Below are 19,564 nucleotides of genomic sequence, written 5' to 3' on the forward strand. Positions count from 1 at the left end.
ACCTATTCTTTTTGTGTAGGAAAAGCCATAAGGAGCTTTAATGATGAAAGAAATCGAATTGAAACTTCAAGGAAAACTCAACAGGTTGACCAATCATACATTTAAGTTTGATGAAAGAATCAAGGATGGCTGGTTTTCAGCCGTTTATTTTTTAAAAACGAAGGAAATCGCCAAGCGACTCAAACCGGAAGCGGTCGTCACCATGCAATTCTTCCAAAAGACCCAAGCGGTCATTTGTGGAACGGATGAAGTCATCGCCCTTCTGCATACGTTCGCCGATAACCCGGAGAATCTTGAGATCCATTCACTGAAGGATGGGGACCAGATCTCGCCGTTTGAAACGGTGCTGACCATCAAGGGCCGTTATCAGGACTTTGGATATTTAGAAGGCATCATCGACGGTATCCTTGCCAGAAGAACCTCTGTAGCGACGAGTGTTTATAATGTCATGAAAGCCGCTTCCATATCAGGGAAACAGAAACCGGTCATCTTCATGGGTGACAGGGATGATCATTTCACCCAGCAGGCAGGCGACGGCTATGCCGCTTTCATCGGGGGATCCACTGCCCAGGCCACACATGCCATGAACGAATGGTGGGGAAAGAAAGGGATGGGGACGATGCCTCATGCCCTCATCCAACTGTTCAATGGCGATATCGTCGAAGCGGCGAAAGCATATCAGGAGACATTCCCGGAAGATGAGCTCATCGCCCTTGTCGATTACAATAATGATGTCATCACCGACTCCCTGAAGGTCGCAAGGGAGTTTGGTCCGGAATTAAAAGGGGTAAGGGTAGATACATCAAGAATGATGATCGATAAATATTTCCTCCGTAATCAACACGTACTGGGAACCTTTGATCCGCGCGGGGTCAATATGCAGCTTATCAATGCATTAAGGCTCGCACTGGATGAAGAAGGATACCATCACGTCAAGATTGTCGTATCGGGCGGTTTCAATGAAGACCGCATCCGCCGGTTTGAGGAAAATCAGGTACCAGTCGATATGTACGGGGTCGGGAGCAGTCTATTGAAGATCCATGTCGGGTTTACAGGTGACAATGTCGTCATCGACGGTTCTCCTGAAGCGAAGGCAGGGAGAAAGCTTCGTCCCAACCCCCGTCTGGAAAAAGTAGAATTCGAATAGGTGAGAACATGCAAGAGCAGGAAAACGCGTTGGATCTCGGACAATACAGGAGAAAAAAGCAGAAGATCGCCGAGGAACATATCGGGGACCTCTACAGGAAAGCGCATGAATACGCACTGAAGGAAACCAATATTAGAGAAAAAGTACGGGCCAAAATGATATTCTCCAAGCGTTTCCTTCAGCCCGTCGAGGCACGGTTATCCCAAAGGATGGAGGCATTGTTTCAAGAATGGTTTCTGTTCGATTATAAAACCATCAAGGGACAGACCTTATTTTTTCAATACCTCCAGACACATCCACTTCACGAATCAACCAAACTCCTTGGTGCGGTTGTATTGACAGCGGCCTGGGAACCCGTCATAGTGAGGGAAATGGAAGGGGAGACCGTACGCTGTCAAACCATCATGCAGAGCGAAGAAATTTTTGTTAAAGTGAACCTTGATTGTATAAAAAAGGAAATGATTGAAGGGGAAGCGTATTTCGTGAGGAAAGTCCCGCTGGTGATCCATCAGTGGATCTTAGGTCCTGTTTTTCCCGTGAAATCAATGGATACGGTAGCAAATCTGAAAACACAATATGGTCAAATGAATCAAAAAACTGGGGTATTATGGAGAACATTCTTAAAAGAAGAAGCGCCAAACTTCATTCTGCCCGGTCTTTCATAGCTTCGTCATGGTCAGGAATTTCAAAAAATGATATAATGTTTCAAGTTGAAGAAAGTTCGCTTTCTTCTATACTCAATATCAAAAGCTAAAGACCGATGGCAAAAAAATATACATTTCATATAATGCTTTTAGATAGACGATTGTTGGAGGTTCTATTATGACGATATATCATTTCGTAGGAATTAAGGGGTCGGGCATGAGTGCGTTAGCCCAAATACTCCACGATATGGACTACGAGGTCCAAGGATCTGACGTAGATAAATATTTCTTTACTCAGAAGGCTCTGGATGATTCAAATATAAAAATACTCCCTTTCCAAAAAGAAAACATCGGAGGGGATATGCATGTGATCGCAGGAAATGCGTTCCCTGATACCCACGAAGAAATTGAAGCGGCAGTGGAACAGGGATTGCCTGTTACCCGGTACCATAAATTCCTCGGTGATTTCATGCAGGAATTCACAAGCGTAGCGGTAACCGGGGCGCACGGGAAAACGTCCACCACCGGTTTATTGGCACATGTGATCAGCGGCGCAAAGCCGACTTCCTTCCTGATCGGGGATGGAACAGGGAAAGGCGAAGTAGACGCAAATTACTTCGTATTCGAAGCATGTGAGTACCGCCGTCACTTCCTGTCCTACTTCCCTGATTACGCCATCATGACGAACATCGATTTCGATCATCCCGACTATTTTGCCAATGTGGATGACGTCTTCTCAGCGTTCCAGGAGATGGCCATGCAGGTCAAAAAGGGAATCATCGCATGCGGGGATGACGAGCAGCTTCAAAAAATCCAGGCTCAGGTACCGGTGGTCTTTTACGGATTCGCCGAGGAGAATGACTTCCAGGCGAGAAACGTAACACGTGACCGGACAGGTACTTCATTCGATGTGTTTGTGCGCAATGAATTTTATGCCGCATTCAAAATCCCGACATTCGGTGACCATAACATCATGAATGCCTTATCCGTCATTGCCATTTGTCATTACGAAGAGCTGGACACAGCCATCGTTCAAGAACGATTAAGCACCTTTAAGGGAGTCAAACGCCGTTTCTCCGAAAAAGAAGTCGGCACTCAAATCCTGATCGATGACTACGCCCATCACCCGACTGAAATCAAGGCAACCGTCGACTCGGCAAGACAGAAGTATCCTGAAAAAGAGATCATCGCTGTCTTCCAGCCGCACACATTCACACGTACGCAAACCTTCCTTACAGAGTTTGCCGAAACGCTGAGTCTTGCGGACAAAGTGTACCTTTGTGAAATTTTCGGTTCCGCACGGGAAAACCACGGGAAACTGTCCATCCACGATCTTGAGAACAAAATCGAAGGATGCGAAATCATAGACGAACAAGATACAACAGCCTTACTCAAACACGAAAACGCCGTCCTCATTTTCATGGGGGCAGGGGACGTACAAAAGTTCCAGCAGGCTTATGAACAGAAGCTTGAGGAACAAGTGAAAGAAGAGAAATAATGGATAAAAACCGGTTCCTATTGGGAGCCGGTTTTTTTGTGCTTTGGTTCGTTTGACAGGAGAATATTGGTGGGTTTTTGCCTGTTAAAACTAGAGGGGAATTCAGCAGGAGAAAATGGCGTGTCATTCAGCAGGTGAATAGTGGCTAGTATTCACCTGCTGAATTCTTGCATTTTTTCAACAGGCAAATTCCCCACTGAAATCACCTGTTAAAATCAGACAGACATTCAACAGGCAAATACACTAACTCACTCAACATCCAATCCATATCACCACACAAAAAAGGCCACCGTCCTAATTTGACGGAGGCCCCCAACTCTCTTATTTCAAATTCTCCGGATTCAACACTTCAAGCTCCTCAATGACGAACCTTCCATCTTTTCGAATCAATACATCGTCGAAATAGATTTCTCCGCCGCCATACTCAGGACGCTGGATCATCACCATGTCCCAGTGGATGTTCGAGTGGTTTCCGTTATAGGCCTCTTCGTAGCATTCACCCGGTGTAAAGTGGAAGCTGCCGTCGATTTTCTCATCAAAGAGGATGTCCTGCATCGGATGCTGGATGAATGGATTCACACCGATGGCGAATTCCCCTACATATCGAGCCCCTTCATCCGTATCAAAGATTTTGTTGATACGGTCTGTATCGTTTGCCGTAGCCTCCACAATTTTACCTTCCTTGAATGTCAATTTCACATTTTCGAACGTGAATCCATTGTAAGGAGACGGTGTATTGTAGGAGATGACTCCATTGACCGAATCCTTCACAGGTGCGCTGTACACTTCGCCATCAGGGATGTTCAGGCGTCCCGCACATTTCACTGCCGGGATGTCCTTGATGGAGAATGTGAGGTCCGTCCCTTCCCCGACAAGGCGGACTTTGTCCGTATTGTTCATGAGTTCGACGAGGTTATCCATGGCTTTATCCATTTTGCTGTAGTCCAGGTTGCAGACATCGAAGTAGAAGTCTTCGAAGCCTTCTGTGCTCATGTTGGCAAGCTGCGCCATGGACGAAGTCGGATAACGCAGTACGACCCATTTCTTCTTAGGGACGCGGATTTCTCTATGTACTTTTTTCCCGATCGTATTGCCGTGGATCTTCATTTTTTCGTCCGGCACATCGGATTGTTCGCTGATGTTATCGCCTGCACGTAAACCGATATAGGCATCCATCTGCTCCATGACATTCGCTTCAAAGCTTGCGATCATATCATACTGCTCTTCCTGCGCTCCCATCAATAAGGCGCGGTCGACTGCGTGATCTTTGATGGAAACGAAAGGATGTCCTCCGGCTGCATACGCTTCTTTCACGAGAGCCGTCACCAGCTCTTTCTGCAATCCGAAGTTTTCGATCAATACTTTTTCACCAGGCTGTAATTGAACAGAATATTGAATTAAATTTTTTGCCAGTTTTTCTATACGTGGATCTTTCATTCGATCTTCCCCCTTGTATGTAGTCTGTTTTATTGTACCCTAAAATGTAAGAGGATGAGAGGAATAGAATGTGAAATGCTAAAACAAGAAAAAAATATTTATTTTTCATGCAGGAAAATGCCTGTGTAAGGAGAAATACTAGTATAATGTTTAATTGTTTATCATAAGGGTAAAGAATTTCTATACATGGAGGTGTTGCATATGGAAATCATTCTTTATCTGAGCGTAGCTGTCATAGCAGTTGCATTTTTTATTTTGGTTATGAGTGTCATGAAGACCTTGAAGTCGCTTGGTTCCACCCTGGACAGTGTGTCGACGACATTGACGGGCCTTGAGAGCCAGCTTCAGGGAGTAACAAGGGAGTCTACAGAATTACTACATAAAACGAATCTATTGGCTGAGGATATCCAGAAGAAGTCTGAGGATCTGAACACGGTTGTTTATGCGGTAAGAGATGTAGGGCATTCCATCCAGAACCTTAACAACTCGGTGAAAAAGGTAAGTACATCCATTTCAACTGAACTGGAGCGCAACCAGGGGAAGATTTCACAGGTGGTTCAATGGGGAAATGCATTCATTGAGTTAAAGGACAAATGGAAACAAAGACAGGAAAAACAGCCAACACAACCTGATGTTGCTGATGCAGCTGTTCCAAACCAAGCATCCAAAGAAGTTCGATCTCGAGAAAAATTAGTTAAAAGAGCAAGATCTTATAACAATTAGAGAGGGGAATTTTTACATGACTCAACAGTACAATCAAAACCAGAATCAAAATCAGAACCAAACGAACGACAGCAACAACATCAACTCAAAGGACTTCATGATCGGGACACTGATCGGAGGATTCGTGGGGGCTGCAGCAGCTCTTCTACTGGCTCCTAAATCCGGTAAAGACCTTCGTAATGATCTGAACGAGCAGGCTGGTGTCATTAAAGAAAAGACAGGCCAGTGGAAAGATACGGCTGTAGAGAAGAGCAATGAGCTTGCTGCAGTGGCAAAAGAAAAATCATCTGCCCTTACGAAGTCTGTACAGGAGCAATCCAATAATGTTGTCGGCAAGTTGAAGACATACCGTTCAAACAACAAGGAGCTTCAGGAAACAAATGATGAGCTCCAAGCTGTTTCAGTGGCTGAACCAACACCGGTCGAGGATACAGAAGATGTGAATCAAAAGCTAGAGGAAACAAAAAAAGCTTTCGATGAAACTGAGAAGACATACAATCAATAATCATTGATTCAAAGGACGGTGAAGTGATATGATGACTTCACCGTTTTTTTAATGCAATGAAAACGGCCGGAGGATCCCTCTGGCCGGGAATAAAGCACAAGAAAGGAAGTATGGATCACATGAAAAAGATTGATACCGTTCAAGAGTTTGAACAGCTTTCGGAAACAAACCCGCGTTTCTTCTTTATGAAGCACAGCCTTACTTGCCCGGTAAGCTCGAATGCCTTCAATGAATATCAGGCATTTCTGAACAAACATGAAGAAGAGCAAGGCTACTATTTAGCCGTGCAGGAATCAAGGGAGCTTTCCGCACACATCGCCGAAAAGTTTGGCATCAAACATGAATCACCACAGGCTTTCCTGTTCATCGATGGAAAACCGGGCTGGAACGCCTCTCATTGGAAAATCACTGAAGATGAATTGAACAAGCTATAAGGAATGTGACTGGGACAAATGGGTTTCAGCTTAAAAAAATCCGAACGAGTGATTTGATAAAAATCTAACTCGTTCGGTTTTTAATTTTTAGTGCTAAAGCTTAATCTATGCATTAAGCAGGTTCTAGCTGTTGATTGGAGTGCAAGACGAAGACTCCTGCGGGAAAAGCGGAATAGGTGAGACCCCGCAGGAGCGTTAGCTGTGAGGAGGCTCGCCTTCCGCCCGAGGAAAGCGAAGTCTTGCACGGAAATCAACAGCGGTATTACACGTGATCAAATTGTTCGTCTTTAGAATGTATAGATTTAGTTATGTCCCAGCCTCGTTTTTTTGTTTTAGATAATATTTGGTAATTCCCTCCTATACGTTTATTTATCTTCTTACAGGGAAGTTAACTAATAAGACTAAAAAACAATTAAATGGAGGAACGATTTATGACACAGCCTGTACCTTATCAAACTGGGACAAAAAATAATACACAAGCGAAAAGAAGCGGCAAGTTAGTAAAGGGAATGGTGGTAGGAGCCGTTGTAGGCGGAGCCCTTGCCATGCTGGATAAAACGACGCGAAAAAACGTATCTACCAGAACATCAGATATGAAAGACTCGACTATGGGTATGGTAGCCAAGGTGAGAGAAAATCCTTCTGGAATCGTGAATGACTGGCAGGACCGCCTGAAGACAGCGTCAAGCGTCTTGAAGGAAGCCATCACAGACGCTCAGAGCCTGTATGAAAAGGTGAATGATGATGTGATTGATCAAGTCAATCAAATAAAGGAAGATTCAACCGAAATGATCGCTACGACGAAAGAAGCGGCAGAAGAATTAAAGGATATTGGCGGCAAGGTGAAAGAAGCGGGAGAAGAAGTGACCGGCGATTCTACTTCATCACCGACTGCGACAAGCTCCACTTCCACACAGGAAAACAATGTTCATCCAACCAACCGCACGAGCAGCATTCCTGGTCAAGTTGGATCATAATACAAAAAAACTGGCGTAAAAGCCAGTTTTTTTGTTGTCCATGAAACGTTAGCGGGATGCTTGGGGCCAGACGATTTCGAGTTCGTCTCCCTCTTGGATTTCTTCAAAAAAAGTCGTTTCCTCGCCATTCTTCAAAAGGACGAAGCTCCCGTTCGAATGAGCGGGCATGTTGATTTCCACGGAATTGAATAAATCCTGGAAGATAAATGAGCTCATGGGCTGTTCTTCTATGTGAATTGAATCCCCTGTTACTAAACGGTCGTCCATCCCGAGTTTGACTCCGTTCCTCGTGATTCGGCTGCTTTCTTTCTTAAGGTACACTTCTTCCCCGTTAAACGTAATGCGGATAGCGGAGTCCGGGGTAAACTTTTTTTTCATGAGAATGTCCTTCACGGTAGGTGTACCACCCGGTTTGAATGAAATGACATCCCCATTCTTGATTTTAGCAGAGGGCTTGGCTTCGACATCATGGATGAACAACCTTCCACAATAGGCCGGGAAGAAGGTGTCCACCCCATTGATGGAAATGCGGTAAGGCTTGGCAGCCTCCAACCATTCGGTGTAGCCGAATTGAGTTAATACGTCGAGAAGGGTGTCGACCAGCACGATGCGAATTTCATCCCGGTCATGAATGACTTCTTCCAATGGTACAGGCTGATTGTTTCTGTAGACGAGGGGAGTGAGCTGATACCTATTCCCGTCTATCTCAATCTGTTTAGAAGAAGAGGTATCCACTAGATCGCCAATCGTCACCTGCGGGGAAGAGCCATTCTTCCCTTTTTGTACCGTGATCCGGTCATGATTCTGAATTGTTTCATCCAGTTCGCACGGTTGGCCGTTTTTTTCAATGAGTGGCGGTTGACCGTGCCCGCCGGGTAAAGTGATGTCCTGACCGTTGACGCTCACAAAGAAACCATTCCCCGGAGTCCCGTGCCATTTGCTTACCTTTAACCCTGCAGCAAGGATACAGTCCCCGATCGTCAGGTCTTTCACTTCAAATAATCGGACGGGCTGATCATTGACATAGGCGGTGACGTATTGAACAGGGGCCTGCTTCGCTGCAATCGCGATACCGATCGGCGTGACGAGCTCGGGTCCCTTCGTCACTTCCTCCGATAGAGTGACATTCTGAATGGCGTCCACACCCCTAACGGCGACTCGATTGGGCGGAAGCTGTAGGGAGGAAGCCAATTGAACAGGGAGTCCCGGGGTCAAGCTCCCTCCCCCAACGAGCATGACGGCCTGGGGCGGCTTCCCGTTATTCAAACGCAGGATCTCCTTTGAAATCTCCCCCGCAAGCCGGTTAACGGCAGGTGCGATTTTCTCGACCACTTCAAGAGATGGGAAGATCGTTTCGAACCCAAGAATGTCGGTAACCGTGATCTCTCCTGAGGATTGAAGTTCCCGCTTCGCCTTTTCAGCCAATGGGAAGTCCAGCAATAATTCATTGCTGATGGCTTCTGTTATTTCGTCTCCCGCTGTCGGCACCATCCCATATGCAATGACCGTCCCCATATTGGTGATCGCGATGTCGGATGTCCCCGCCCCGATATCCACGAGGGCCACATTCAGGCGCCTCATGGATTCAGGGATCAGCACGTTAATCGCTGCGATGGGCTCGAGTGTCAGGGCCTCCATCTCAAGTCCGGCACGGGTAAGCGCCGCAATCAGGGATTCTACCACCACGCGGGGCAGGAAGGTGGCGATGATCTCGACGCTTGCTTCATCCCCCTGTTGATCGACAAGACTGCCGATCTCCTCACCATCCAAGCGGTAAAAGAGAACCGAATAACCGACACAGTAATAATGATATCCTTTCGCATTCTGTTCATTTTCTGCAGCTAACGCCTGAGCCTGTTGAACCGCACTCAATTCCAGGTGGAGAATATCATTTTTCTGCAGAAGGGGTTTTCCTTTAATATTCAAGGTGGAAAGGGACGTCTCCGTCTTAAGGGCACGCCCGGCCGCTGCAACGCACACTTTATAAAGGGGACCGTGTTTCGTTTCAAGCTTTCCTTTAATGGATGAGATGACCTCGGCAACGGCAGGGACATCATGAATCTGCCCATCCAGCATGGCTCTCTTCTTATGTTCTTCCATCAAAATGTCTGAAACTTGAAATATTCCGTCTATTTCTTCCAAAATGAGACCGACAACGGATCTGGTACCGATGTCTAATGCAAAGATTTTTTGCGTTTTTTTCAATTCGTATTCACCCACTTTAGCCTGTTATCATACAATACAGAATACTTTAGCGCTTAAAAGCGTCTAATTAATAAAGAATTTTATCGTGACAATTTGGATATGTTCCATTATAATAAGTTTCAATATCAAAAATGTATCATACTTTCTTAAAACTATAACAGTTTTTACGTATGAACAGGATAAAAAAAGAAAGGGTGCTGTATTGTGAGTAATCAAGAACTCGATCAATTACGAAAACAAGTCGACGAGATGAACTTAAAACTGTTAGACACCATTAATGAACGTGCTAAACTAGTTCAGGAAATCGGTCGTGTCAAGGAGACTCAAGGAGTATACCGCTATGATCCTGTTCGTGAAAGAGGGATGCTTGATCTGATCAAGGAGAACAATGATGGTCCATTTGAACATTCGACCATTGAACATATTTTCAAAGAGATTTTCAAGGCTGGTTTGGAGCTGCAAAAAGACGATCACCGGAAAGCACTCCTGGTTTCACGCAAAAAGAAACCGGAGGACACCATCGTCAATATTAATGGAGAAGCCATCGGTGACGGGAAGCCTCATTTTGTCTTCGGTCCATGTGCCGTAGAGTCATATGAACAAGTGGCGGCAGTGGCGAAAGCCGTTAAAGCAAAAGGACTTAAATTGCTGCGTGGCGGAGCATTCAAACCTAGAACGTCACCTTATGACTTCCAGGGCCTCGGGATCGAAGGCTTGAAGATTCTTAAAAAAGTGGCGGACGAATATGATTTGGCTGTCGTGAGTGAAATCGTCAATCCAGCCGATATCGAACCTGCGTTAGAATACATTGATGTGATTCAGATCGGTGCCCGGAATATGCAAAACTTCGAGCTGTTAAAAGCAGCAGGTGCCGTGAAAAAGCCCGTACTCCTGAAGCGCGGATTAGCTGCAACGATTGATGAATTCATCAATGCCGCCGAGTACATCATTTCACAAGGGAATGGAGACATCATCCTTTGTGAGCGTGGGATCCGTACGTACGAAAAAGCAACACGAAACACACTCGACATTTCAGCTGTCCCAATCCTTAAGCAGGAGACGCATCTTCCTGTATTCGTGGACGTGACACACTCCACTGGACGGAGAGATTTACTCCTTCCGACGGCAAAAGCAGCACTTGCCATCGGAGCCGACGGAGTCATGGCCGAGGTTCATCCGGACCCAGCCGTTGCCTTATCCGACTCCGCTCAGCAAATGGATCTTGATCAATTCGATCATTTCTACAAAGAATTGTTAAAAGGCAGAACAATCGAAGTATGATGGGTGAAGGGCTGGATCCTTTTTATGGGATTCAGCCCTTTTGATTGTTGAAATATGGTGCGGCGGGCAGTGCCGGCTGATACGGACATCAGCGTAATCCGAAAAAATTCAGCGAAACACGACTTCACCTGCTTTTCCACCCCCAAAAAAACCCACCAAACTCTCCTCCAATATGCTATAATAATCTTTTTGCACAAATAAAAGCGGGAGTCGTTGCAGGAATATAAAGACTATCGTATGATTATCTCTGTAATTGCAGATAAATAACCTATATAAACTCTAATGTGAACATAAATATGTGCATTTTTTAACAAACTATTGTAATCGCTTTTTTCTTTAGGTTTATTTGGTGTAAAATAAGGTAAATGAGAAGAAGAGTAAAGGAGTGTAAGCTATGAACGTGACAATATATGACGTAGCAAGAGAAGCCAATGTATCGATGGCGACGGTTTCCCGTGTTGTAAACGGAAATCCGAATGTAAAACCGGCGACAAGAAAGAAGGTATTGGAGGTCATTGATCGCCTCGGGTATCGTCCGAATGCGGTGGCAAGAGGGCTTGCCAGTAAGAAAACGACGACGGTCGGGGTCATCATCCCAGATATTTCAAACATTTTCTATGCAGAACTCGCACGTGGGATTGAGGATATCGCCACGATGTATAAATACAATATCATCCTGAGCAACTCAGATCAGAATGCCGAGAAGGAACTTCATCTTCTGAACACGATGCTTGGGAAACAAGTGGATGGGATCCTGTTCCTCGGCGGTCACATTTCAGAAGAGCATGTCCAGGAGTTTGAACGTTCTCCAGTTCCGATTGTACTGGCCGGGGCAGTCGAAGATAGTAACAAGATCCCTTCTGTGAATATCGATTACAAGGCGGCATCCTTTGACGCAGTGTCTGAACTGCTCGAGAAGGGACACAAACGCATCGGTTTTGTCAGCGGTCCTTTCCACGATACGATCAACATGAAGTTCAAGCTGGAAGGATACAGGGAGGCTCTTGCCAAAGCTGGTGTCGAGTACAGCGATGATCTCGTGGTGGAAGGCGAATACACGTATGATTCAGGTCTTGAAGCATGGCAGAAGTTCTCTGAGCTTTCGGACAAGCCGACAGCCATCTTCGTTGGAAACGATGAAACGGCGCTTGGTGTCGTACACGGTGCACAGGATCAGAATGTCTCGATTCCTGAAGAAGTGGAAGTCATCAGCTTCGACAATACGAGACTTGCCCTGATGGTGAGACCTCAGTTAACGTCCGTCGTACAGCCTCTTTATGATATCGGGGCGGTTGCCATGAGATTACTTACGAAATACATGAACAAGGAAACGGTTGAAGAATCGACGGTTGTTCTCCCTCATCGACTTGAATACCGCAACTCAACAAAATAAGAAGTTTGTCGATATAAAGATAAAGACAAACAGAACTTATTTTTGTAGGGAGAGTCAAAATGAAAAAGCTTGATGTTCTTACACCAATCGGGGTTGTAGTAGGGTTTCTATTCGTTGCGTTCGCCATCATTTCGAATGCAGGAGTGACCGGCTTCAGCTCCTTCATCGATCTTCCGTCCATGCTTGTTGTCATCGGCGGATTGATTGCGGCAATGCTGGTCAGTTTTTCGATCAGGGAATTGAAGCAGCTGGGGAAAGTGATGAGAGAATCCTTTCGTGATGTGGAATATGATCTTCACAATCTGATCCGGACGTTTGTCACACTATCAGAAAAGGCAAGGCGTGAAGGTCTCCTTTCACTGGAGGCGGAAGTGGAAGCGGTCGAGGATCCCTTTATCCGGAAAGGGGTGCTGCTCGCCATTGATGGGGTCGAACAGGACGTGATCGTCGATATCATGAATGCTGAAATCATCGCGTTAGAAGAGCGGCACCGCAAAAATAAGAGTTTACTCGATAAGGCGGGGGAATACGCACCTGCCTGGGGGATGATCGGTACGTTGATCGGACTCGTCCTCATGTTGAAAAATTTAAATGATCCGGCATCTCTGGGTCCCAATATGGCCATCGCGCTCCTTACGACACTGTATGGATCCTTACTTGCCAATCTTGTCTTCCTGCCAATGGCCTCCAAGCTCGCGATGAAAACAGAGAAAGAAGTGTTTATGAAGCAAATCGTGATCGAGGGTGTCATCGGCGTACAGTCCGGTCAGAATCCGAAAATAGTAGAAGAGAAGTTAAGAGTTTTCTTATCCCATGAGGAATTGCACGCGGCAGCAAGAGAAGGGGCATTACGAGATGAAGCGTAGAAAAAGACTGTCACAAGAGCCTCCAGGGGCTCCGAGATGGATGGTCACATTTTCCGATCTCATTACACTCATTCTCGTATTCTTCATTCTATTATTCTCTATGTCCCAAATTGATATCGTGAAATTCAGGACCATCGCTGATTCCTTTCAGCAGCGGCAGATCCTCGAGTTTTATCCTTCTGTCATTCCGTTCGATGATCCATCGGCAGAACCGGAAATGGAATCGAAGGACACAGAGCCAAAGGGGAGTGAGGGTGAACAGGACCTGAACTCGTTATTGGCCAATATTCAAAGCTATCTAAAAGAAAATAAATTGAGTGATGTGATTGTTGCGACCAGAACCGAACGCGGAGTCGTCCTGGTACTTCAGGAACAGGCGCTGTTTGCTTCAGGCGAAGCGACGGTCCTTCCCGATGCCTATCCATTCCTGAATAAAGTAGGTGACCTCTTAGCGGGCATCCCAAACTTTGTGAAGGTGGAAGGACATACGGATAATCGCCCCATTGATACATACCGGTTCCCTTCGAACTGGGAGCTGTCCTCTGCAAGGGCAAGCAGTGTGATCCGTTACTTGATCACGACCGAAAACCTCGATCCCAAACGGTTCATTGCCGTCGGATATGGAGATACACGCCCGGTTGCCCCTAATGACACCGACGAAAATCTCCAGAAAAACAGGCGGGTCGAAGTGATCATCACCGATCCAGCGTATGAGGAACAATAGAATGTCTGGAAAAATAGAAAACAGGATGCCAACCTTAAGAGGTCGTCATCCTGTTTTTTTTGTAGTTTATTTCTTATCATTTTTCACACGGTTTTTCCCGATCCCTCTTAAAATATAGATGATGATCGTAATGGTACGCTGGACGGCCGGGTCCCTAAGGGCACGGAATAGTCCGAAAATCCCGGTTCTCTTGGTAGGGGGCCTTTCTTTTCCTATATTCAGATTTCGGGTATTCCGGACACTCAATGTTTCAATCCCTTCCAGATTCAAACTTCCGAGCAATTCAGTCATACGGGCCAGATTATTCAGGATGGCCGCGTTCTGATCTTTATTGGCTTCCTTTGAAAAATTATGGAGGATATCCTCCTGATGGTTTACCATGGCGCTGATGGTATCCAGATTTTGATTTTCATCCATGTGCTTAATGATCCCGATGACCTTTAAAAGGGAATCTTTATTATCAGCAAGGGCTTCAACCAGTTCATTCAAGTTCTGCTCCTGAATTTTTTCTTTCGGAATTTCCAGGCGAACAACCTTATCGATGGATTTAGCCATTTGTATCAACCTCGTTTCCCGGGAAGACGTAATCTTTTCGATCCCATTTCCTTTCTACCTCAGGGCCCATTTGTGGATTGCGTGTTGCCCAGCGGTGATTGTTATGAGGGATGGGCGATTTCCCTTTTTTCTCGAGGACCTCCACTTTGGCAGGAACTTCTTTATAGGCCGGTGTATCGGTATCTTTATCTACATTGCTGCTGGTCAAATAGTTCACCGCATTTTTACCGTCACTGTTCAGGGTGATGAACAATTCCTTATCAAACACTTCCTTCGTCACATGCACCCTTCCAGTACTCTCACCATTATCGTTAGAAAGCTTGATGAGCGCACCTTCTTCAATTTCAAGTTCTTGAGCCATTTTCTCGGATACTTCAAAGAATGGTTCGGGAACTTTGTTTCGGATGCCTCTCGTATGGGATGTCATGTTTCCTTCATGGAAATGTTCAAGCACCCGCCCATTATTCACATGATAATCGTATCCTTTTTGTGCAGGATAGTTGTATTCAAATTCAAGGGGGTACAATCGTGCTTTCCCGTCATCAAAGTGGAATCCGTCCGTGTAAAGGAGAGGTGTATCCGTTCCATCCTCCTGTACGGGCCATTGAAGACTATCGAATCCTTCGAGCCTATCGTAGGAAACGCCGGCAATCAATGGAGTCAGTGAAGCGGCTTCATCCATGATGTCTGCCGGAGAATGATAGTCCCAGTTGAATCCAAGTTTTTCCGCTATGCCTGAATAAATTTCCCAGTCGGGTCTTGCTTCCCCTAAGGGCTCGAGTGCTTGATAAATGCGCTGAATGCGACGCTCGGTATTCGTGAAGGTCCCTTCCTTTTCGACACTTGGTACGGCAGGAAGCACCACATCGGCATATTCGGCGGTTTTCGTCAGGAACAGATCCTGTACGACGAAGAACTCAAGCTTTTCAAATGCGTCTGTCACATAGTTGATGTTCGAGTCGACGATTCCCATATCCTCACCGGTGACATACAATCCTTTCAGATTTCCTTCATGGATTTCCTCCACCATTTCGTGGTTGTTCATACCGATATCTTTAGGAAGCTCGACATTCCAGGCCTTTTCGAATTTTGCACGGATTTCTTCATCCTCCACACTCTGGTAGCCGGGGAAGGTATTCGGCATACTTCCGAAATCGCTTGCTCCCTGAACGTTATTATGACCACGGAGAGGGTAAGCTCCTGCCCCGGGTTTTCCATAATTTCCGGTGACTAACAGGAGATTGGAGATGGCAGTGGATGTATCAGACCCGATTTGATGCTGGGTAACACCCATCGCCCAGCAAATGACTGTTGAACCTGCCCGGTGGATATTCTCTGCGACGGTTTTAAGATGTTCCCCAGAAATACCCGTTCTTTCCTCTGCGTATTCCATCGTGAAAGGAGCTAGGCTTTGATAATACTCATCGAAATCATTCACCTTTTCATCGATGAAATCTTTGTCATGCCAGTCCTGGTCGATGATGAATTTGGTGATGGCAGATAACCATACGAGATCGGTCCCTGGATTGGGATGTAAGAAAAGATCGGCTCTCTGGGCCATTTCATGCTTTCTTAAGTCAGCCACAATCAATTTTTGTCCGAAGAGTTTGTGGGATCGTTTGATTTTGGAAGCGAGCACAGGATGGGCATCGGCTGTGTTTGTACCGATCAGCATCACCAGTTCGGCATGCTCGATATCCTTCATGGAACCTGCGTCCCCTCCGTATCCGACTGTCCGGAATAATCCTTTGGTCGCGGGAGACTGGCAATAGCGGGAACAATTATCCACGTTATTCGTTCCAATCACTTGTCTGGCCAACTTTTGCAGGAGATACGACTCTTCATTGGTGGCTTTGGATGAGGCGATGAATCCGAGTGCGTCCGGTCCATTCTTTTCTTTGATTTCCTTGAATTTCTCTGCCACATAGTGAAGGGCTTCTTCCCATTCCACTTCTTTAAAATGATCGCCCTCGCGGATCAATGGACGGGTGAGACGCTTGTCGCTGTTCACGTGTCCGTAGCCGAATTTTCCTTTCACACAGGAAGCGATCCCATTGGCCGGGGCTTCGTCGGTCGGGGACATTTTTAATATATCCCTTCCTTTTGTCCAGACATTGAAGCTGCAGCCCACCCCGCAATACGTACACACGGTTTTGGTTTTCTTGATTTGATCATCCCTCATCTGGGCTTCTGAATCGGAAACGGCGAAAAGGGGACCGTAGCCAGTTTCCACATTTTTCGTAATATCAATCATGGATCGGAGGAGACTCGTATTATAGCCGGTCATATATCCCGCTTTCCCGAGCATATCGTTTTCCATGAGGGCGTTGCATGGGCACACAGTCACACATTGACCACAGCTGACGCAGGAGGATTGATCAATCGGTACATCGTTATCCCAGATGACACGGGGATTTTTACGCTCCCAGTCAATGGACAGTGTTTCATTGACCTCGATATCCTGACAGGCTTCCACACATTTTCCGCAAAGGATGCATTGATCCGGATCATATCGATAGAACTGTCCGGAGAAATCTTTTTCATATGGCTTTGGTTCAAACGGTTTCATCTGGTGTTCGAGTCCCATCATCGCCACGGTATTATGAAGGGTGCAATCTCCATTGTTTTTCTCGCAGACCGTACAGTAAAGCTCGTGGTTTTCGAGAATGTTATCCATCGCTTTGAATCTTGCCTCTTTCACATGGGAAAGCTCTGTCTGGATATCCATTGCTTCTTGAAGGGGTGTCCCACAGGCTCTCTTGAGTTCTCCATTAACAGAGACAATACACGTATCACAGGTTTCGATGGCACCGAGACTTTCCTGATAACAAACCTGTGGGATTTCAACCTTCATGCTATTAAGGAATTCCAGGACAGACAAACCCCGCTCTGCTTCATATTGAATATCATTAATAAATACGGATAACTTTCCTTCCATTTAAAAATCTTCCCCTCTTTACAGATTTAATTGGTTTCCGAAATATGTAGGACTGCATCGGTTATTCTTTCAGGATGCGAATAGATGTTCATCCTGTCCCCTCTGATAAACCCAATGGCTGTGATCCCCAAGTCATCTGCGAGTTCCAATGCAAGACTGGTCGGGGCGGACTTGGATAGAAGGATGCCGATCCCCATCTTGGAAACTTTCAGCAGCACCTCAGAAGAGATCCGTCCACTGAATGCAATGACCTTATCCTTGACTGAAATGTGATTCATGAGGCAGTATCCATACAGCTTATCGAGTGCGTTATGTCTTCCGATGTCCTGATAGCATTGGATGATGCCGGTACTGCTGCAGATCGCTGCATTGTGCATCCCGCCCGTTCTGTGAAATTCCCGGGAATGGTTCTGGAGCTCTTCCATGCGGTTGATGGCTTGAAGGGCGGTAAGCTCTGTTTTGGCCGTAACCGTTTTCGCCGTCAGCATATCGTTCGTAAAATAAAATTGTCTGCTTTTCCCGCAGCAGGAACCGATAAATCGTTTCGAAGTATTCCTAGCTCTGTCTTCAGGAAGCTTGTCGACTTGGACATAGGCGAACCCCTTATCCTGATCGATGGAAAGACGAGTGATTTCGTTGACGCGGCGGATGATCCCCTCTGAAGCCAGGAATCCCACCACCAATTCCTCCAGGTTGGAAGGGGAGCAGACCATCGTCGCCCACTCCTCCCCATTTAAATGAACGGTAAGGGGGAATTCAGCTGCCACCTCATCGACTTCATCAAACAAGGCTCCATTTTCATATTTGCGGATTGTACGGGTCAGAATACTTTTATTCTCCAACAGCACACCCTCCCCTTTGTAAAAATATCATCACATCGTGTTTTCCCTATAAAGTAAGAAAGGAAAACATAAAATGTTTAAAAAATGAAAAAATAGTTACATATTTTAATATAAACCGTGAAAACCGCGTGTTATCGGGCATCTCTACCCTGATGGAATCCTCGTGGGTCTATGAAAAAGGCATATGACGGGAAAATGATAGAAAGTTATGAAGGGATAGAGGAATACAAACGGACTCTTAAGGGTAAAAGATAATGTTTCTATGATTCTTTGAAAAACTCTGAAAAATAATCGTGTACAAGATGGAGATTGATATTCCCACTATCCCACTTGATGCACTAATCATACTAGACATGAAAAGGGGCGGATGCGGAATGAGTGATAGATATTCCCGTCAACAGTTGTTTAAACCAATTGGAAAAGCCGGGCAGGAAAAAATAGCAGAAAAGCATGTCATCGTCATCGGGGCGGGGGCGCTCGGATCTTCCAATGCAGAAACCCTGGTCAGGGCGGGAGTAGGAAGACTGACGATCATTGACCGTGATTATGTGGAAATAAGCAATCTTCATCGTCAGCAGTTATATACAGAGAACGACGCCATGGAGGGTTTACCTAAAGCGGTCGCTGCCAAAAACAGATTGAATGAGATCAATTCAGGAGTACATATTACACCCTTCGTAGCAGAAGCAGACATAGAACTGCTGTCAGAGCTCGCCACCGATGCTGATCTGTTGTTGGATTGCACGGATAACTTTGATATTCGTTTTATCATTAATGACATCTCTCTTAAATATCACGTTCCCTGGATATATGGATCCTGTGTCGGCAGCACGGGGATGAGCTATACGATTCTTCCCGGGAAGACGCCCTGCCTGAATTGTCTCACCGGAACCTTCCCGATGTCTGGGGGGACGTGTGATTCTTCCGGAATCATAGCCCCTGTGGTGCAAATGGTGGCGGCTTATCAATCGATAGAAGCATTGAAGCTTTTAGTGGAAGATCAAGAAGCATTGAGAGGCGGGGTCATCACCTTCGACCTGTGGGGGAATCAATCCTCTACGATGAATGTATCAAAGGCCAAAAGAGACGGGTGCCCCTCCTGTGGTGAAAATCCTGTATATCCCTATTTACAATTTGAAAACCGGACCAAGACAACGGTTCTTTGTGGAAGGGATACAGTGCAGATCCGGTCGCCCCACACCCGACGCTCCTTAAATGAACTGGAACGAAACCTGGAGGGGTTAGGGGAAATGAAGCGGAATCCTTATTTGCTTTCATTTCAATATGATCCTTATAGGATCGTGTTCTTTCATGATGGCCGGACATTCATCCATGGCACCAATGATATGAACGAAGCGAAAACGATTTACCATCGCTTAATCGGATAGAAAGGGA

The 19,564-nt window shown here is 45.9% G+C and carries 17 protein-coding genes and 1 pseudogene; 13 read left to right on the plus strand and 5 right to left on the minus strand.

Annotated features, from left to right (window positions below; genetic code table 11):
- Window positions 1-43 precede the first annotated feature (43 nt).
- From CN378_RS02500 to murC, 3 genes are all read left to right on the plus strand, one after another.
- The gene (locus tag CN378_RS02500) at window positions 44-1,147 is read left to right on the plus strand and encodes a nicotinate phosphoribosyltransferase (protein ID WP_098350362.1); all 1,104 of its coding nucleotides are present in this window, start codon (window positions 44-46) and stop codon (window positions 1,145-1,147) included.
- An 8-nt stretch (window positions 1,148-1,155) separates the two neighbouring features.
- Window positions 1,156-1,812 carry a hypothetical protein gene (locus CN378_RS02505; protein WP_098350363.1) on the plus strand — a complete coding sequence of 219 codons (657 nt, stop codon included), beginning with the start codon at window positions 1,156-1,158 and terminating at the stop codon, window positions 1,810-1,812.
- A gap of 157 nt (window positions 1,813-1,969) precedes the next feature.
- Window positions 1,970-3,289, plus strand: a complete 1,320-nt coding sequence (murC, locus tag CN378_RS02510) for a UDP-N-acetylmuramate--L-alanine ligase (RefSeq protein WP_098350364.1) — start codon at window positions 1,970-1,972, stop codon at window positions 3,287-3,289.
- Window positions 3,290-3,610: 321 nt separating this feature from the next.
- Here the strand turns inward: murC and CN378_RS02515 are convergent, their stop codons facing one another.
- Complete coding sequence (locus tag CN378_RS02515; protein WP_098350365.1) at window positions 3,611-4,726, minus strand: aminopeptidase; 1,116 nt, start codon at window positions 4,724-4,726, stop codon at window positions 3,611-3,613.
- Window positions 4,727-4,927: 201 nt separating this feature from the next.
- On the opposite strand from CN378_RS02515, the gene CN378_RS02520 reads away from it, so the two are divergent.
- From CN378_RS02520 to CN378_RS02535, 5 genes and pseudogenes are all read left to right on the plus strand, one after another.
- Window positions 4,928-5,449 carry a DUF948 domain-containing protein gene (locus CN378_RS02520; RefSeq protein ID WP_098350366.1) on the plus strand — a complete coding sequence of 174 codons (522 nt, stop codon included), beginning with the start codon at window positions 4,928-4,930 and terminating at the stop codon, window positions 5,447-5,449.
- A 16-nt stretch (window positions 5,450-5,465) separates the two neighbouring features.
- A complete protein-coding gene (locus CN378_RS02525) occupies window positions 5,466-5,954 on the plus strand; it encodes a YtxH domain-containing protein (protein WP_098350367.1) in 489 nt (162 codons plus the stop codon).
- 119 nt (window positions 5,955-6,073) lie between these two features.
- Window positions 6,074-6,388 carry a bacillithiol system redox-active protein YtxJ gene (gene ytxJ, locus CN378_RS02530; protein WP_098350368.1) on the plus strand — a complete coding sequence of 105 codons (315 nt, stop codon included), beginning with the start codon at window positions 6,074-6,076 and terminating at the stop codon, window positions 6,386-6,388.
- A gap of 130 nt (window positions 6,389-6,518) precedes the next feature.
- Window positions 6,519-6,738, plus strand: a pseudogene (locus CN378_RS23285) (hypothetical protein).
- Window positions 6,739-6,819: 81 nt separating this feature from the next.
- On the plus strand, window positions 6,820-7,365 hold the full coding sequence (locus CN378_RS02535; protein ID WP_257140968.1) for a YtxH domain-containing protein: 546 nt from the start codon (window positions 6,820-6,822) through the stop codon (window positions 7,363-7,365).
- A gap of 48 nt (window positions 7,366-7,413) precedes the next feature.
- Here the strand turns inward: CN378_RS02535 and CN378_RS02540 are convergent, their stop codons facing one another.
- Window positions 7,414-9,570, minus strand: coding sequence for a cell division FtsA domain-containing protein (locus CN378_RS02540; RefSeq protein ID WP_098350369.1), 2,157 nt, complete (start codon window positions 9,568-9,570; stop codon window positions 7,414-7,416).
- A 204-nt stretch (window positions 9,571-9,774) separates the two neighbouring features.
- Here CN378_RS02540 and CN378_RS02545 point away from each other — a divergent pair, with 204 nt between their 5' ends.
- From CN378_RS02545 to motS, 4 genes are all read left to right on the plus strand, one after another.
- Complete coding sequence (locus tag CN378_RS02545; protein WP_098350370.1) at window positions 9,775-10,851, plus strand: bifunctional 3-deoxy-7-phosphoheptulonate synthase/chorismate mutase; 1,077 nt, start codon at window positions 9,775-9,777, stop codon at window positions 10,849-10,851.
- A 394-nt stretch (window positions 10,852-11,245) separates the two neighbouring features.
- Window positions 11,246-12,244 (plus strand): catabolite control protein A, encoded by a 999-nt coding sequence (ccpA, locus tag CN378_RS02550; RefSeq protein ID WP_098350371.1) that lies wholly within the window; start codon window positions 11,246-11,248, stop codon window positions 12,242-12,244.
- A gap of 59 nt (window positions 12,245-12,303) precedes the next feature.
- The gene (gene motP, locus CN378_RS02555) at window positions 12,304-13,110 is read left to right on the plus strand and encodes a flagellar motor protein MotP (RefSeq protein WP_098350372.1); all 807 of its coding nucleotides are present in this window, start codon (window positions 12,304-12,306) and stop codon (window positions 13,108-13,110) included.
- Window positions 13,100-13,834, plus strand: a complete 735-nt coding sequence (gene motS / locus CN378_RS02560; protein ID WP_098350373.1) for a flagellar motor protein MotS — start codon at window positions 13,100-13,102, stop codon at window positions 13,832-13,834. Before motP ends, motS begins: the two co-directional genes overlap by 11 nt.
- Window positions 13,835-13,900: 66 nt before the next feature.
- On the opposite strand, the gene CN378_RS02565 is transcribed toward motS, so the two are convergent.
- From CN378_RS02565 to fdhD, 3 genes are read right to left on the minus strand one after another with little or no spacing between them, the layout of a single operon-like run.
- Window positions 13,901-14,389, minus strand: a complete 489-nt coding sequence (locus tag CN378_RS02565) for a helical membrane plugin domain-containing protein (protein WP_098350374.1) — start codon at window positions 14,387-14,389, stop codon at window positions 13,901-13,903.
- Entirely contained in the window at window positions 14,382-17,327 is a 2,946-nt protein-coding gene (gene fdhF / locus CN378_RS02570) for a formate dehydrogenase subunit alpha (RefSeq protein ID WP_098350375.1), read from the minus strand. Before fdhF ends, CN378_RS02565 begins: the two co-directional genes overlap by 8 nt.
- A 26-nt stretch (window positions 17,328-17,353) precedes the next feature.
- Window positions 17,354-18,169, minus strand: coding sequence for a formate dehydrogenase accessory sulfurtransferase FdhD (gene fdhD, locus CN378_RS02575; RefSeq protein WP_098350376.1), 816 nt, complete (start codon window positions 18,167-18,169; stop codon window positions 17,354-17,356).
- A gap of 374 nt (window positions 18,170-18,543) precedes the next feature.
- On the opposite strand from fdhD, the gene CN378_RS02580 reads away from it, so the two are divergent.
- On the plus strand, window positions 18,544-19,557 hold the full coding sequence (locus CN378_RS02580) for a MoeB/ThiF family adenylyltransferase (protein ID WP_098350377.1): 1,014 nt from the start codon (window positions 18,544-18,546) through the stop codon (window positions 19,555-19,557).
- Window positions 19,558-19,564 lie beyond the last annotated feature (7 nt).

The organism is Bacillus sp. AFS015802 (assembly GCF_002561455.1).
Lineage (GTDB): Bacteria > Bacillota > Bacilli > Bacillales > Bacillaceae_B > Rossellomorea.